Origin of the sequence: Stenotrophomonas pavanii, from assembly GCF_900101175.1 — a bacterium.
Classification (GTDB): Bacteria; Pseudomonadota; Gammaproteobacteria; order Xanthomonadales; family Xanthomonadaceae; genus Stenotrophomonas; species Stenotrophomonas pavanii.
Genome location: NZ_FNFQ01000002.1, coordinates 407,690 through 421,458, shown reverse-complemented (window position 1 = coordinate 421,458; position 13,769 = coordinate 407,690). Strand labels below are relative to the sequence as shown.

Annotated in this window: 11 protein-coding genes; 8 read left to right on the top strand and 3 right to left on the bottom strand. The window is 66.6% G+C overall.

The window, feature by feature from the left end; all coding sequences use genetic code 11:
* The first annotated feature begins 75 nt into the window (after positions 1-75).
* From BLS66_RS05365 to betT, 4 genes are all read left to right on the top strand, one after another.
* The gene (locus BLS66_RS05365; RefSeq protein ID WP_074725342.1) at positions 76-429 is read left to right on the top strand and encodes an SMR family transporter; all 354 of its coding nucleotides are present in this window, start codon (positions 76-78) and stop codon (positions 427-429) included.
* On the top strand, positions 429-752 hold the full coding sequence (locus BLS66_RS05360) for a DMT family transporter (RefSeq protein ID WP_049469113.1): 324 nt from the start codon (positions 429-431) through the stop codon (positions 750-752). The genes BLS66_RS05365 and BLS66_RS05360 overlap by 1 nt, the downstream gene beginning before the upstream one ends.
* Positions 753-861: 109 nt before the next feature.
* On the top strand, positions 862-1,242 hold the full coding sequence (locus tag BLS66_RS05355) for a VOC family protein (protein ID WP_074725341.1): 381 nt from the start codon (positions 862-864) through the stop codon (positions 1,240-1,242).
* A gap of 193 nt (positions 1,243-1,435) precedes the next feature.
* Complete coding sequence (gene betT / locus BLS66_RS05350; protein ID WP_074725340.1) at positions 1,436-3,415, top strand: choline BCCT transporter BetT; 1,980 nt, start codon at positions 1,436-1,438, stop codon at positions 3,413-3,415.
* A gap of 299 nt (positions 3,416-3,714) precedes the next feature.
* On the opposite strand, the gene BLS66_RS05345 is transcribed toward betT, so the two are convergent.
* Both BLS66_RS05345 and BLS66_RS05340 read right to left on the bottom strand, forming a co-directional pair.
* Positions 3,715-6,342, bottom strand: a complete 2,628-nt coding sequence (locus BLS66_RS05345) for a TonB-dependent receptor (RefSeq protein WP_074725339.1) — start codon at positions 6,340-6,342, stop codon at positions 3,715-3,717.
* 201 nt (positions 6,343-6,543) lie between these two features.
* Entirely contained in the window at positions 6,544-7,521 is a 978-nt protein-coding gene (locus BLS66_RS05340) for a zinc-binding dehydrogenase (RefSeq protein ID WP_053462989.1), read from the bottom strand.
* Between the two features lie 482 nt (positions 7,522-8,003).
* On the opposite strand from BLS66_RS05340, the gene BLS66_RS05335 reads away from it, so the two are divergent.
* The 4 genes from BLS66_RS05335 to BLS66_RS05320 all read left to right on the top strand — a co-directional run bounded on the left by BLS66_RS05335 (position 8,004) and on the right by BLS66_RS05320 (position 12,295).
* Positions 8,004-10,316 (top strand): ribonucleoside-diphosphate reductase subunit alpha, encoded by a 2,313-nt coding sequence (locus tag BLS66_RS05335; protein WP_240908406.1) that lies wholly within the window; start codon positions 8,004-8,006, stop codon positions 10,314-10,316.
* A gap of 147 nt (positions 10,317-10,463) precedes the next feature.
* On the top strand, positions 10,464-11,504 hold the full coding sequence (locus BLS66_RS05330; protein WP_049465385.1) for a ribonucleotide-diphosphate reductase subunit beta: 1,041 nt from the start codon (positions 10,464-10,466) through the stop codon (positions 11,502-11,504).
* A 25-nt stretch (positions 11,505-11,529) separates the two neighbouring features.
* Positions 11,530-11,997 (top strand): flavodoxin, encoded by a 468-nt coding sequence (locus tag BLS66_RS05325; protein ID WP_057493254.1) that lies wholly within the window; start codon positions 11,530-11,532, stop codon positions 11,995-11,997.
* Complete coding sequence (locus tag BLS66_RS05320; RefSeq protein ID WP_049465388.1) at positions 11,969-12,295, top strand: thioredoxin family protein; 327 nt, start codon at positions 11,969-11,971, stop codon at positions 12,293-12,295. Before BLS66_RS05325 ends, BLS66_RS05320 begins: the two co-directional genes overlap by 29 nt.
* A gap of 119 nt (positions 12,296-12,414) precedes the next feature.
* Here BLS66_RS05320 and BLS66_RS05315 read toward each other — a convergent pair whose 3' ends face one another.
* Positions 12,415-13,746: an Nramp family divalent metal transporter gene (locus BLS66_RS05315; RefSeq protein WP_074725337.1), complete on the bottom strand. Its 1,332-nt coding sequence runs from the start codon at positions 13,744-13,746 to the stop codon at positions 12,415-12,417.
* Between the last annotated feature and the right edge of the window lie 23 nt (positions 13,747-13,769).

Genomic DNA, 13,769 nt, shown 5'->3' with positions numbered 1-13,769 from the left:
GCGCTCGAGATCATCCACGCACGGCGTGGATCTACCGAAGGCGGTGCGCGATGCCCGCCCCGCAAGGAGTTTCACATGTCCCGTACCGTTCCCGCCCGTGGCGCACTGGTCGCCTGGGCCTGCCTGACCGTGGCGATCATCGCCGAGGTGGTCGGCACCTCGTTCATGGCCCACGCCGCCCGCGATGGCGGCTGGGCCGGTTATCTGATCATGGCCGGCGCGCTGGCGCTGTCCTATTTCTTCCTGGCGCAGTCGGTGCGCCGCATCGCGGTGGGCGTGGCGTACGCGGTGTGGGAAGGCCTCGGCCTGACCCTGCTGACCGTGGTCGGCCTCACCGTCTTCGGCGAGAGCCTGTCGCTGCAGCAGCCGGCCGGCCTGGTGCTGGCGGTGGTCGGCATCGTCTGCGTCACCCTTGGGGAGGCGCACTGATGAATACCCTGGCCCTGTTTTTCGTGATCTGTTCGGCGCTGATCGACGTCGCCGCCAACATGATGGTGGCCAAGTCGGAGGGCTTCCGCCGCTGGCGCTGGGGCGTCGCTGCGATCGTCCTGGTCTGGATCGCCTTCGCCCTGCTTGGCCAGGCCGTGTGCTACATGGACCTGGCCACTGCGTACGCGCTGTGGGGCGCGATCGGCGTGATCGGTACGGCCAGCTGCGGTCGCCTGTTGTTCGGCAACCGCCTGCGCCCGATCGGCTGGGTTGGCATCGCCCTGGTCACCGCGGCGGTGCTGCTGCTCAGCACCGCCAAGTAGCACCGGGTCCTTTCGCGCGTGGCGGCTCGCGAGCATGGCGGCACCGGTGCGCGATTTGCGAAGTCACCTGCGCTCATCGACACTGCGGTTTTCCACATGGAGTGCCCGCATGTTCAGCCACATCACCGTCGGAACGAACGACATGGATGCCGCGCGCCGCTTCTACGACGCCCTGTTCGCCGCGATGGGGGCACGCCCGGGCGTGTTCGACGAGAAGGGCCGGCTGCTGTACTTCAAGGATGGGCGGATGTTCGGCGTGACCGCGCCGATCGACGGGCAACCGGCGTGTCGTGCCAACGGTGGCACCATCGGCTTCAGCCTTGGCAGTGCCGAGGCCGTGCGTGGTTGGCAGGATGCGGGCGTGGCCCACGGCGGCACCGCCATTGAAGACCCGGCGGGCGTCCGCACCATGGCTGGTCGCGAGCTGTTCCTGGCCTACCTGCGCGATCCGGATGGCAACAAGCTGTGTGCAGTGCACGCCCTGTCGTGATGGGATGGCGCGCGCGGTCCGGGTCTGTTCCGGCGCGTGCGGTCAAACCCGAAACAAGCGTGCCGGCGCGCGCGTGATAGCACGGAAATGCGGGGCTGGCTGATGCAGGCAGGCCGCGACTTCATGCGCCGTCCACTGCGGTTCAGCCAGAATTGGTCGGCTAACCCTTTGATCTACCGGAGAACGCCGCCCCATGGATGTACTGGAGCCGCAACAATCCCCGGTGCGCACCCTTCGGCCTGTGTTCGCCTTCGCGGCGATCGTTGTCGTGGCGTTCGCGCTGTTTGTCAGCCTGTATCCGCTCGGTGCGGGCCGCCTGCTGCTGCAGGCCCAGGACTGGGCCGCCCTGAATGTCGGCTGGTACTACCTGCTCGCGATGACCCTGTACCTGGTGTTTGTGGTCGGCGTGGCGCTGTCCAAGTACGGTGGCATCAAGCTCGGCGCCGACCATGACGAGCCGGAGTTCAGCTATCTCTCGTGGGCCGGCATGCTGTTCGCCGCTGGCATCAGCATCACCCTGTTCTTCTTCTGCGTATCCGAACCGCTGACCCATTACCTGCAGCCGCCGCAGGGCGACCCGGCGGCGGGCGAGGCCGGCGCGCGCCAGGCCATGCAGCTGCTGTTCCTGCACTGGGGCCTGCACGGCTGGGGCGTGTTCGCGCTCGCAGCAATGGCGATGGCCTACTTCGCCTACCGCCACAACCTGCCGCTGGCACTGCGCTCGGCGCTCTATCCGCTGATCGGCAAGCGCATCAACGGCCCGATCGGCTACACCGTGGATGCGCTGGGCATCGTCGCCACCGTGTTCGGCATCGGCGCCGACATGGGCTTCGGCGTGCTGCACCTCAATGCGGGCCTGTCGCACCTGTTCAACATCCCGCACTCCAACCTGGTGCAGATCATCCTGGTGGTCAGCATGATGGGCGCGGCGGTGGCCGTGGCGGTATCAGGCGTGGAGAAGGGCGTGCGCTGGATGGCCAACATCAACATGCTGCTGGCGATCGCGCTGGTGCTGTTCATGCTGTGCGCCGGCCCTACCCAGTACCTGCTGAGTACGCTGATGCAGAACCTGGGCGACTATCTGGGCAGCGTGGTCAGCAAGAGCTTCGACGTGTACGCCTACGGTGGCCGGCCGGAATGGCTGGGCGGCTGGACAGTGTTCTACTGGGCCTGGTGGATCGGCTGGGCGCCGTTCGTCGGCCTGTTCATCGCGCGCATCTCGCGTGGCCGCACCATCCGCGAATTCGTGTTCGGCGTGCTGCTCATCCCGCTGGGCTTCACCCTGGCCTGGCTGTCGATCTTCGGCAACAGCGCGCTGGACCAGGTACTGCACCACGGCCAGCAGCAGCTGGCACAGCTGGCGGTGAATGATCCGCCGACGGTGCTGTATGCACTGCTGGACAGCTACCCGTGGAGCCGCACGGTGATCGCGGTGACGGTGCTGGTCAGCTTCATCTTCTTCGTGACCTCGGCCGACTCGGGGGCGGTGGTGTTGTCCACGCTGTCCTCGCACGGCGGTGCACCGGAGGACGATGGCCCGCGTTGGCTGCGCGTGTTCTGGGGCACGGTGATCGCCGTGCTGACCGCCGGGCTGCTGCTGGCCGGCAGCATCGACGCGCTCAAATCCGCGGTGGTACTGGCGTCGCTGCCGTTCTCGGCGGTGCTGCTGCTGATGATGTGGGGCCTGACCCGCGCCTTCAGTGATGAATCGCACCGCAAGCGCGCGCTGCAGTACCGGCCCTCGCCGCTGATCGGCGACGACCGCCACCACCAGGGCTGGCGCCAGCGCCTGAGCCAGGCCATGCACTTCCCGGTGCGCGACCAGGTCTACCGCTTCATGGACGACACGGTGAAGCCGGCGATGGAGGCGGTGGCCGAACAGCTGCGCGGGCAGGGCTGGGACGTGGCCACCCGCTTCGAGGCCGGCGACATGGAGCTGACGGTGAACCACGGCGAGCAGCAGGACTTCCTGTACCGGGTGATCCTGAGCGGCTACCTGACCCCGTCGTTCGCCGCCCAGCAGCTGCGCAACCAGCGCTACTACCGCGCTGAAGTGCACCTGTTCGAAGGCAGCCAGGACTATGACCTGGTCGGCTACAGCCGCAAGCAGATCATCAACGACATCATCAGCCAGTACGAACGGCACCTGCAGTTCCTGCACCTGAGCCGGTGATGCAGGAACGCCTGGATGGGTAGAGTCGACTGTTAGTCGACTGCTCCTGCTTGCGGACATCGAATGGCCCGCGCTTCGCGCGCGAGTCGACTGACAGTCGACTCTACTGCGGACAGGGCGGAGCCAGGACTATGACCTGGTCGGCTACAGCCGCAAGCAGATCATCAACGACATCATCAGCCAGTACGAACGGCACCTGCAGTTCCTGCACCTGAGCCGGTGATGCACGTTGATGGTAGTGCCGGCCGCTGGCCGGCAACGCGGACGGGGCGGCGCTTCACCGCCGCCCCGTTGGTGCATCAGAACCGGTAGCGCGCCCCCAGCGAAACGAACTGCCCGCGCAGGTTGTACTGGCTGATGTCGAAACCGTTGGAGCCACCGGCCGGATCGAACGGCGGGTCCTTGTCGGTCAGGTTCAGCACCGACAACGACAGCGTGGTGTTGGCGATGCCTTCATACGCCACGTACAGGTCCAGCTGGTGGTACGGCTTGACGCGGTCGCGCAGGCCCGGATTGCTGGTGGCCGTCGCCACGCGCTGGTCGTAACCGCTCACGTACTGCAGGCTCAGCGTGCTGCTCCAGTCGCCCACCGCCCAGTTCAGCGACGTGGTGCCGCGGGTGCGTGGCAGCGCGCCGTGGCGGTTGTTGCCGGCCCCGTCATAGGGCGCCTGGCCGGCCACCAGCGGCTGCTTGAAACTGAGCAGATGGGTCCAGCTGCCGGCGACGGTGAAGGTGCCCCAGCCCTCGGTGCGGAAGCTGCGATTGGCCTCCAGGTCCAGTCCGGAGGTGGTCAGCTCGCCCTGATTGGCGTACTGGTTGGTGATGAACTGGATGCGCCCCTGTGCATCACGCTGCACGCGGCCGGGGAACAGCGCCGGATTGTCGACGATGAACTGCGCGCTGTCCGGCTTGACCAGGTTGTCCTGCTCGATGCGGTACCAGTCCAGGCCGATGCTGGTATCGCCGTCCGGCGACCACATCGCGCCCACGTTGAAGTTGCGCGAGCGTTCGGCCTTCAGGTCCGGGTTGCCGGTGCGGATGTTGGTCACGCCACGGCTGCCGCCGGGCTGCAGCGGGTCCAGCGGATCGATCACCGAGCCGTAGCTGATGGTCTGGCCCGGTGCGATTTCCGGCAGCGACGGTGCGCGGAAGCCGCGCGAGAACGAGCCGCGCAGCAGCAGGCTGTCCAGCGGCTGCCAGCGCAGCGCCACCTTCGGCGAGAACGCGTTGCCGAAATCGTCGTAGTGGTCGCCGCGGCCGGCCACCTGCAGTTCCAGCGTGCGGTGCAGCGGCACGCTCAGCTCGGCGTAGGCGGCGCTGACCTGGCGTTCGCCGTTGACCACGTTGATCGCCGGGCGCAGTTCGGTGCCCGACAGCACCTGTGCACTGGTACGCGCGTCCAGCGACTCCTTGCGGAACTCGGCGCCCCAGGCGAAGCCGACCGCACCAGCCGGCAGTTCCCACAGCGAGGTCGAGGCCTTCACGTTCAAGGAGTGCAGCCTGTACCAACCCGGGCGCTTGGTCTGCAGGCGCAGTGCATCCAGCGCACCCGGCGTGCTGGACGGGTTGAGGAAGTTGTAGCTGCCATCGCGCAGGATCTGTTCGAACGCGTAGCGGTTGACGAAATTGTCGACGTATTCGCGCTGCGCGCTCTGCGAGGTCAGCGCTGCCACTTCCCAGTCCCAGCGTTCGCCGCTGCCGCGCACGCCGGCCAGGGCGCGGTAGAACACCTGCGTGTTGTCCTTCAGGCGCGGGCCCAGATCGAAGAAGGTGTACTCGAACGGCAGCGGCGTGCTGCCGGGGTTGTTCGGGTGGCCGACCGGCAGCACCGCCGGCACGTCGATCAGCGTGCCGGTGGCCGGGTTGTACGCGCGCAGGCCCGGGCCCACGGTCAGCGGCGCGCTGAAGATCTGGTCGGCCTTGTTGTGGCTGTACAGCACGTCGGCGAAGGCCTCGACGCTGTCATTGAAGCGGTAGGTCGCGCTCAACGATGCCTGCAGGCGCTCGGCGCCGGGCTGCAGGGTCTTGAACGGCTGCGCGTTGAAGGCACAGGCCTGGCCGGGCAGGGTGCTGCCGAAATCGCTGTAGGGGCGCAACTGGCTGCCGTCCGGGCAGTTGGCGAACGGCTGCGGTGCGCGCGGATTGGACAGCCAGTTGCCACCGGCGGTGGACCAGCCGGCCAGGCGGCCACCGGGCCTGTCGCGGAAATCGCCGCTGCGGGTATAGGCGCGCTGGTCTGCATCAAGCCGATCACGCTTGAGCAGGTCCAGCCCGAACAGCACGTTCCAACCCTGCTGTTCGAGGTCACCGAAGCCGGCCAGCAGGTTGGCCTTGCGTTCGTCCAGGCCGCCCTGGGTGGCGGCACCGAAACCACCGCCGACTTCCAGGCCCTGGAAGTTCCTGCGCAGGATGATGTTGATGACGCCGGCAATGGCATCGGAACCGTACACCGCCGAGGCCCCATCCTTCAGCACTTCGATGCGTTCAACCGCGCTGATCGGCAGCGCGTTGAGGTCGACGAAGGTGTCCTGCGTGTTGAGCGCGAAGCCGAAGTTGGACACGCGATAGCCGTTGACCAGCACCAGCGTGTTCTTCGGCGACAGGCCACGCAGGCCGATCGAAGCCGAGCCGGCGGCGAAGCTGCCGGTGTACTGCTCGTCGAAGCTGTTGCCGGCATTGGCCGACAGGTTGCGCAGCACGTCGGTGAGGGTGGAGCGACCGGTCTGCTCGATCTGTTCGCGGCTGACGATCTGCACCGGATTCGGCCCGGCGGTGTCGCTGCGCTTGATGTTGGAGCCGGTCACCAGCACGGTGCCCAGGGTGGTGCTGTCCTTGCCGGAGTCGGCGGTTTCAGCGGCGCCGGCAGCGCCGGCGGTGAGGCCCAGCGCGATCGCGCCGGCAAGCAGGTTCAGGGTGGTGCGGTACATGGAAGCGACAACGCCGAACGGGGGAGGAGCCGTCAGTACCGCATGCAGGCAAGTACGCCTTCCAATGACGAAAGCGCATTCAGTTATACATCACAGGTTCTTAACGAACGGTGCAAGGGCCGCGGAGCTCTGACGCGCACCCGCTCGCGCGGGTCAGATCCCTTTGCAACGGAAAGGGATCTGACCCCGGTTGTCCGATCCTCAAGGCCGCAGCAGCACCTTGCCGTTGCGGCCCGAACCGGCGCCGGCCTTCGCCGCCTGGGCGATGTCGTCCAGCGCGAAGATCTTCTCCACCGGCAAGGTCAGTTCGCCGCTGGCCGCACGCTTGAGCAGCTCACCCACCAGCCGGCGCTTGTCTTCCACCGCCATCGCCTGGCTGACCTTGCTGCCCCAGAAGCCCTTCACCGTGGCCTCCTTGTAGATCAGGCCGCCGGCCGGGATGCGCATCGGTTCGCCGCTCATCACACCGAACGAGACCAGCGTGCCGTGGTGGCCGAGCAGGTCGACCAGGTCACCGCTGGCGTCGCCACCGATGGAATCCACCGCGGCCGCCGCCTGCGCTTCGCCGGTCGCTGCACGCACACGATCCTTCCAGCCGTCCACCGAGGTGTCGAACACATGATCGATGCCCAGCGCCTGCAGCTGCGCGACCGCATCGGCATTGCGCACCAGGTTGGCCACGTGCACGCCGCGCGCCCGCGCCAGCATCGCCAGCGACTTGCCCACCGCGCCGTTGGCAGTGTTCTGCACGATCCACTGGCCCGGCTCGACGTGCAGGAATTCCAGCAGCATCAATGCGCTCAGCGGCATGGCGATCAGCTGTGCAGCGGTTTCGTCCGGGATCGCTTCCGGCATCGGGATCACCATGCGGGCCGGTGCGACGAACGCCTCGGCCCAGGTGCCGTGCACCGATGCGGCGGCGACGCGTTGGCCGATCTGCAGGCCGTCGACGCCGTCGCCCAGTGCGTCGACCACGCCCAGTGCTTCGCTGCCGCCAATCGCCGGCAGCGTCGGCTTGTAGCCATACAGCCCGCGCACGGTCAGTAGGTCGTGGTTGTGGATCGAGGCCAGCACAGTGCGGATGCGCACCTCGCCGGGGCCGGGCTCGGGCAGGGCGGCATCGGCGATGGCAAGGACGTCGGCCGGATCGCCGAACGAGGGGTACTGGGCAGCGCGCATGAGCGAGGTTCCGGAGAAAGTGATGTTGTACCGAACTGGGGACGTGCGCCGCGTCGACAAGGTGCTGCGGGTGCAACACGGCATCCTGCGACGGATCGTCGCGGCATGTCGTGATTACCGCATCTTGTGTTGACGGTTGGAAGTATCCCCACTATGTTGTGGCCGTCACTCCCGGTCAGCCGCCGCCGCCGGACATGCAGCAAACGTCCCGCGGCCCGCCCCTGAAGGCTTGCCGTGTCGACGCGGCCGCCATCGCGCGGACACAGGTCGCCCCCACGGCCCGGATACCGGCCGCAGGCGCAGGCACTTGCCGACGACCTGGTGTTCCCGCGCTTTGGCATCCCACCCCGATCGCCCCGAGCGCCGGTATCGCGTGCAGGGCTGCCACGGCATCGACGCCGCAGTGCGTGCGAGCCTGGAGACGCAGGACCATGACCGACAACACCTACCGCGCGGCCGATCTGGCCGGCGCCGGCGACGCCATGCGCGCTGGCGGCGAGCGCGTGCCGACCTGGATCACCAAGGAGGCCGGCAATCGCCGCCTGCCGTTCGACGCCGCGCGCCTGCAGCGCAGCATCGATGCCGTGCATGCCGAGTTCCCGCAGCTGGATGTGAGCGACTACCGCCGCGTGGTGCAGGCGATGGTCGAGCGCAAGCCGAGCATCACTGCCGATGATCTGGTCGATCTGTTGATCCGTGAGGCTGAATCGCGGGTGGACCTGGTCGCGCCGGAGTGGGAGCAGTTCGCCGCGCGCATCTACCTGCGCCGCCTGTACAAGCGTGCCAGCCGCAATCGCTTCTACGATGTCAGCCTGAAGTACGGCTCCTACGTGGGCCTGCAGGAAAGCCTGGCTGACCGCGGCATCTACAGCAACGACATCCTGCGCTGCTATTCGAAGGAAGAGCTGCAGCAGGCCGGCGAGATGATCGACCCGGAGCGCGACCGCCTGTTCGCCTACAACGGCCTGTACCTGTTGGCCACGCGCTACCTGGCCAGCGACCGCAGCCGCGAAGTCTACGAACTGCCGCAGGAGCGCTGGCTGACCATCGCGCTGTATCTCATGCAGGAAGAGAAGCCGCGCGAGCGGCGCATGCAGCTGGTCGGCGAGGCGTACTGGGCATTGTCCAACCTGTACATGACGGTGGCCACGCCGACCCTGGCCAACGCCGGCAAGGTGGGCGGCCAGCTGTCCAGCTGCTTCATCGATACGGTGGACGACAGCCTGCAGGGCATCTATGACTCCAACACCGATATCGCCCGCGTGTCCAAGCACGGCGGCGGCGTGGGTGCCTACCTGGGCTACGTGCGCAGCAGCGGCGCACCGATCCGCGGCGTGCCCAACTCCTCCGGCGGCGTGGTGCCGTGGATCAAGCAGCTCAACAACACCGCGGTGTCGGTTGATCAGCTCGGCCAGCGCAAGGGCGCGGTGGCGGTGTACCTGGACATCTGGCACCGCGACATCGAAGCGTTCCTGGACCTGCGACTGAACAACGGTGACCAACGCCTGCGCGCGCACGATGTGTTCACCTCGGTGTGCGTGCCCGACCTGTTCATGGAGGCGGTCGAGCGCCGTGCCGACTGGTACCTGTTCGACCCGCACGAAGTGAAGCAGGCCAAGGGTTGGTACCTGCAGGACGTCTATGACGAAAACCGCGGTTCGGGCAGCTTCCGCGACCGCTACGCCGAGCTGGTGGCCGATGAGCGCATCAGCCGCCGCACGGTGAAGGCCATCGATCTGTTCAAGCGGATCATGCTCAGCCAGCTGGAGACCGGCAACCCGTTCCTGTTCTACCGCGACGAGGTCAATCGCAGGAATCCGAACAAGCACGCCGGCATGATCTATTCCAGCAACCTGTGCACCGAGATCCTGCAGAACATGAGCCCGACGCGGATGATCCAGGAGATCGTCAGCGGCGACCAGATCGTCACGACCCGGCGTGCCGGCGACTTCGTGGTCTGCAACCTGTCTTCGATCAACCTCGGCCGCGCGATCCGTGCGCCGGATGACCTGCTGGCCACCGATGTGCTGGAGCGCCTGATCCCGATCCAGGTGCGCATGCTCGACAACGTGATCGACCTCAACGCGCTGCCGGTGCCCCAGGCCACGATCACCAACCGCAAGTACCGCGCGATCGGACTGGGCACCTTCGGTTGGCACCACCTGCTGGCGCAGCAGGCGATCCAGTGGGATTCACCGGAGGCCGAACAACTGGCCGACCGCCTGTATGAGCGCATCAATTTCCTGACCATCCAGGCCAGTGCGCAACTGGCGAAGGAGAAGGACAGCTACCCGATGTTCGCCGGCAGCGACTGGCACAACGGCCGCTACTTCCGCGACCGCGACTACAGCGGTGCCGCGTGGGACAGCCTGGCCCACGAGGTGGCCACGCACGGCCTGCGCAACGGCTGGCTGCTGGCGGTGGCGCCGAACATGAGCACCGCGCAGATCGCCGGTTCCACCGCCTCGATCGACCCGATCTACAGCGCGTTCTACTACGAGGAGAAGAAGGACTTCCGGCGGCCGGTGGCGGCGCCGGGGCTGTCGTTGGAGACCTGGCCGTACTACGAGAAGGGCGCCTACAAGGTCGACCAGTTCGCCAGCGTGCGCCAGAACGCGCGCCGCCAGCGCCATGTCGACCAGTCGATCAGCTTCAACCTGTACGTGCCCAGCACGATCCGCGCCAGCACGCTGCTCGAGCTGCACCTCAGCGCCTGGCGCCAAGGCCTGAAAACCACCTATTACGTGCGCTCCAACGACATCGACATCAGCGAATGCGAGTGGTGCGCCAGCTGACCGCCGGCAACCTACGGTAGTGCCGGCCGCTGGCCGGCAGCACCGCAACCCACGCTAGTGCCGGCCGCCGGCCGGCAACACCGCAACCCACGGTAGTGCCGGCCGCTGGCCGGCAACACGATGGAAAGAGAACGAAGGCAGAAACCCATGGCAACCCCCCTCGACCGCATCAAGATCCTCGAACCGCGCCATCCCAACCGCAGCACCGGCATCATCAACGGCCGCACCAGCGGCATCCTGAACTGGAATGACATCCCGTACCCGTCGTTCTATCGGGCCTACAAGGAGCTGTCGACCAACTTCTGGATCCCCGACGAAGTCGACATGAAGGCCGACGCGCGCCAGTACGGCGAGCTGTCCGGCCGCGAGAAGAATGCCTACGACGCGATCATCGGCCTGCTGGCCACGCTCGATTCACCGCAGACGCGCTTCATCTACAACGTGGCCGAGTACATCACCGACCCGGCCGCGCATGCCAACGCCGCGATCATCGGCCAGCAGGAAGTGATCCACAACGAGAGCTACAGCTACGTGCTGGCCTCGATCACCGACCTGCCGAACCAGAACCGCATTTTCGAGATCGCCCGTACCCACCCGACCATCATCAAGCGCAACGCGCCGATCATGGGGGCGTATGACGATTTCATGCGCGAGAAGACTGCCGAGACGCTGCTCAGGTCGTTGATCCAGTCCTCGATCCTGGAAGGCATCAACTTCTATTCCGGCTTCGCCTACTTCTATAACCTGGTGCGGCAGAACCGCATGACCGGCACCGGCAAGATCATCAGCTTCATCAACCGCGACGAGCTGGCCCATACCAAGTTCATCAGCGAGCTGATCCGCGCCATCATCGGCGAGAACCCGGCGTTGCAGACCCACGAGCTGACCGACTATGTGCACCAGGCGTTCGAACACGCCATCGAACTGGAAACCCAGTGGTCGTCGGAAGTACTGGACGGCATCGACGGCATCGATGTGGAGGAAATGACGCGCTACGTGAAGTACCGCGCCAACAAGATGGCCGGCATGCTCGGCATCGAACGGCTGTACAGCGAGACCACCGACAACGTGATGCCGTGGATCAAGGCCTACGCCGACAACTTCACCGAGACCAAGACCGACTTCTTCGAGATGCGCAATGCAAGTTACAAGAAGACCAACGTCGACAACGGCTTCGACGACCTCTGAGTCCGGCGCGGCACTCAGCATCCTGATGGTGGTCGCCTCGTTGAGCGGCAACACCCGCGAGCTGGGCCGGCAGATTGCCGAGCGCTGCCGCGCCGCCGGGCATGCAGTGCACTGGCACGAGGCCGACGACCTGCGCCAGGCACCGCCGCTGGCCGCTGACGAGGCCGATCTGGTGCTGCTGGGCTGCTGGACCGACAACGCCGGCCGCACGCCGGCGGAGATGAAGGCGTGGGTGGCTGGCATTGCCGAGCGTGGCGAGCACCCCCGGCAGCTGGCGGTGTTCGGTACCGGCGAAACCCAGTGGGGGCAGGAGTACTACTGCGGCGCCGTGCATCGCCTGATCCGCTATTTCCGCAGCGACTACCCGCCGCTGGAGATCGAACAGATGCCGCATGGCGCGCGCCATGCCGCAGCCATCGATGCCTGGACCGATGCGGTCCTGGCCCATTACCGGAGCAACAACGATGCAGATCATCGACGCCACCACGCCTGAGCAGTTCCAGCAGTTGCTGGCCGAGCACCCGCGGGTGCTCGTGGACTTCCACAAGGACCAGTGCCCGGGCTGCCGGATGCTGGAAATGTCGCTGCACCGGGTGGCCAACAGCACAGCGGGGCAGGGCACGACCCTGCTGCGCGTACAGCTGGAAGTGCTGGGCGAGGCGTTTTTCAGGGAGTTGGGGCTGCGGCAGACGCCGACGCTGTCGCTGTTCCGTGATGGCGACGAACGCACGCGCTTGGCCGGGTTCCAGTCGCCGCAGCAGATCGAGGCCGCGATCGCGTTGCATCTGTAGCGCGGACCGGGCGGGGTCAGAGCCCTTGCCAGAGGCAAGGGCTCTGACCCCCACAACGTGTAAAGGCATCCACGCATGGCGTGGATCCACTGGGGCAGGACCGACCCCGGCAATTGGCGTCAGGCGCCGGTGAACGTGTCGACCAGCAGCTTCACGTTCAACGCCACGATCACCAGCGCGATCACCCAGGCGACCGCACCCAGCCAGCGTGGCGCCACCAGCGCCCCCATCGTCACCTTGTCGGTCACGATCCGTACCAGCGGGATGATCGCGAAGGGCAGCTGCATCGACAGCACCACCTGGCTCAGCACCAGCAGCTTCACCGCGCCCTGGTCGCCGAACAGCACGATCACCACCACCACCGGGATGATCGCCAGTGCGCGCGTGATCAGCCGACGCAGCCACGGCGGCATTCGCAGGTGCAGGAAGCCTTCCATCACGATCTGGCCGGCCAGCGTCGCGGTGACTGTCGAATTCAGGCCCGACGCCAGCAGCGCCACCGCGAACAAGGTCGCCGCCGCGCCCACGCCCAGCATCGGTGCCAGCAACTGGTGCGCCTGCTCGATGTCTTCCACGTCGAAACGGCCATTGGCATGGAACACGGCCGCGGCCAGGATCAGGATGCTGGCGTTGATGAACAATGCCAATGTCAGCGCAATCGTGCTGTCAGTCACCGCCCAGCGCAGCGCGCTGCGGCGACCTTCATCCGTACGCGGGTAGGCGCGGGTCTGCACGATCGACGAATGCAGGTACAGATTGTGCGGCATCACCGTGGCACCGATGATGCCGATGGCGATGTACAGCGCGTGCGGATCGGTCACCACCTGCGCGCGCGGAATGAAGCCGCCCAGTACCGCCATCACCGGTGGCGCGGCCATCGCGATCTGCACCACGAAGCAGGCGAAGATCACCATCAGCAGCGCGATCACGAACGCTTCCAGCGCACGGAAGCCGCGGTTCATCAGCAGCAGCACCAGCAGCGTATCGAGCGCAGTGATCACCGCGCCCCACAGCAGTGGCAGATCGAACAGCAGCTTCAACGCGATCGCGGTGCCGATTACCTCGGCCAGGTCGCAGGCGATGATCGCCGCCTCGCACAGCGCCCACAGCGCCAGGTTCACCGGCTTGGGGTAACGGGCGCGGCAGGCCTGCGCCAGGTCCATGCCGGTGGCGATGCCGAGCCGCGCCGACAGCGCCTGCAGGATCACCGCCATCAGGTTGGAGATCAGGATGACCGACAGCAGCAGGTAGCCGAAGCGCGAACCGCCGGCGAGGTCGGTGGCCCAGTTGCCCGGGTCCATGTAGCCGACCGAGATCATGTAGCCCGGGCCAAGGAAGGCCATCAGGCGGAACCACCAGTGGCCCTTGTCGGGCACTGCGACCGAGGCGTTGAGCGCACCCAGGCTGGCCGGGGTGGTGGCCGAAGGGTCGCGGGGCGCCAGGGTATCCATGGGCTTAATATAGCTCCGGCTAT